3 protein-coding genes are annotated in these 2,236 nt (G+C 66.8%); all 3 read left to right on the top strand.

The features are described from left to right. Positions 1 to 489, top strand: a 489-nt coding sequence (locus LI94_RS20910; RefSeq protein ID WP_192831016.1) for an NAD(P)(+) transhydrogenase (Re/Si-specific) subunit beta, incomplete at its 5' end; no start/stop codon positions are given. Between the two features lie 227 nt (positions 490 to 716). Continuing rightward, positions 717 to 1,298: a hypothetical protein gene (locus tag LI94_RS20905; RefSeq protein WP_046302436.1), complete on the top strand. Its 582-nt coding sequence runs from the start codon at positions 717 to 719 to the stop codon at positions 1,296 to 1,298. A gap of 6 nt (positions 1,299 to 1,304) precedes the next feature. Further along, positions 1,305 to 2,236, top strand: a 932-nt coding sequence (locus LI94_RS20900; protein ID WP_046302435.1) for a lyase family protein, incomplete at its 3' end; no start/stop codon positions are given.

Here is a 2,236-nt window from a genome sequence, read left to right as displayed (position 1 = left end):
GATGTGTATAAGAGACAGGACTCGGTGATCATCACCCCCGGCTACGGGATGGCGGTTGCTCAAGCGCAGTACGGGGTCGCAGAGCTCACCCGCAAGCTGCGCGACCGTGGCGTCGACGTGCGCTTCGGCATTCACCCGGTCGCCGGCCGGCTGCCCGGCCACATGAACGTGCTGCTGGCCGAAGCCAAGGTGCCCTACGACATCGTGCTGGAGATGGACGAGATCAACGACGACTTCGGCGACACGTCGGTGGTCCTGGTGATCGGCGCCAATGACACCGTCAACCCGGCCGCTGCCGAAGACCCGTCCAGTCCGATCGCGGGCATGCCGGTGCTGACGGTGTGGGACGCCGACAACGTGATCGTCTTCAAGCGCTCCATGGCTTCGGGCTATGCCGGCGTGCAGAACCCGCTGTTCTTCCGGCAGAACTCCGCCATGTTGTTCGGTGACGCCAAGGACCGGGTCGAGGACATCCTGCACGCGCTGTAGCGTCGGCAGCCGGCGTCCGCCGGTGCTCGGGCGTTTGCGGCCGGGCGACACCCAAGCGTTTGGCTTGGCCTGCCGACAGTGCCTGTTCCCAACGGCCGGCGTCGCCGGGCATCGACTCCGGGGCGCTCGGTAATACGGCCTGCGTGACGTCAGCCTGGCTGGCCCGGAACACCTGTGTCAGACTACGGGGGGCGGCCTGTCCGTTTTTATCGACCTATGGAGTCGCGATGTTGACCGTTGGCCGCGCCAACGAAAGTAACGTCGCGTTGACGCCTCTGGAGTGGCCGCCGGCAGCCCGGATAGCAATCGAGGTTTTCCTGGTCTTCATGCACAACAGGCGGGTGCGGCCCTTCGATATCGCCACCCGCTGCCGCACCCGATCCCTCACCCGACACGTCCCTGTCGGGCCGCGGCACGAGATCGTGCGGTCCTTCGACCTCGCGCCGCCCTTCTGGCCCGTCACCGTCGACCCCTATGACGGTCTGCTGGCCGGCTACGGCATCGACCGGGACGGCACGTGCATTCGCTACACCCAGAATCCGTACTCCCTGACCAGCCGGGCCGACGACGCGACGGTGCAGCGCGTGCAATTCTCGCAGGGGTGCCAGCACGTGATGCGCCGTGCCACCCGAACCAATCCCGCCTTCATCTGCGAACCGCTGCCCCCGTGGCGCGCCGTCCAGGTGGTCGGCGAGCACCTCATCGATGCCGCGATATCGCTGTCCGAAGGTCGAGGCCCGGTCGTGGTGCAAGCCGTGCCCGCTGCCCAGGCCAGCCCGACTCCACCGGAGCGCACGACCGTAAGCTAGCTGCTCGTGAGCATCCCCAATGTGCTGGCCACCCGTTACGCCAGCACCGCCATGACAGAAATCTGGTCGCCGCAGGCCAAAATCGTTGCCGAGCGGCGGCTGTGGCTGGCGGTGCTTCGCGCCCAATCCGAGCTGGGTGTGCCGGTGCCCGCACAGGCGATCGCCGACTACGAAGCCGTCGTCGCAGATGTCGATCTGGCGTCGATCGCAGCCCGCGAGCGGGTGACCCGCCACGACGTCAAGGCCCGCATCGAGGAGTTCAATGCGCTGGCCGGTCACGAGCACATCCACAAGGGCATGACCAGCCGGGACCTGACCGAAAACGTTGAGCAGCTGCAGATCCGCCAGTCCCTGCAATTGGTCCACGACCACGGCGTCGCGGTCGCTGCGCGCCTGGTCAGCCACGCGGTGGCCTACCGTGACCTGGTGATGGCCGGGCGCAGCCATAACGTCGCGGCGCAGGCCACCACCTTGGGTAAGCGGTTCGCGTCGGCTGCCGAGGAAACCCTGCTCGCGCTGCGGCGAGTACGTGAGCTGATCGAGCGCTACCCGCTGCGCGGAATCAAGGGGCCGATGGGCACCGCGCAGGACATGCTGGATCTGTTTGACGGCGACACCGCCAAACTGGCGCAATTGGAACGCTCCATCGCAGGTTTTCTGGGGTTCTCGGCGGTGCTGACCAGCGTCGGGCAGGTCTACCCCCGCTCGCTGGACCATGACGTGGTCTCGGCGCTGGTGCAACTGGGCGCCGGCCCGTCCTCCCTGGCGCAGACCATCCGACTGATGGCCGGCCACGAACTGGTCACCGAAGGATTCGCGCCCGGCCAGGTGGGTTCGTCGGCGATGCCGCACAAGATGAACACCCGCAGCTGCGAGCGGGTCAACGGCCTGCAGGTGGTGTTGCGCGGCTACGCCTCGATCTGTCTCTTATACACATC

The sequence above is a fragment of the Mycobacterium sp. UM_Kg27 genome (genome assembly GCF_000972905.1).
GTDB lineage: Bacteria > Actinomycetota > Actinomycetes > Mycobacteriales > Mycobacteriaceae > Mycobacterium.
This window is presented reverse-complemented; position numbering and strand designations above follow the sequence as displayed.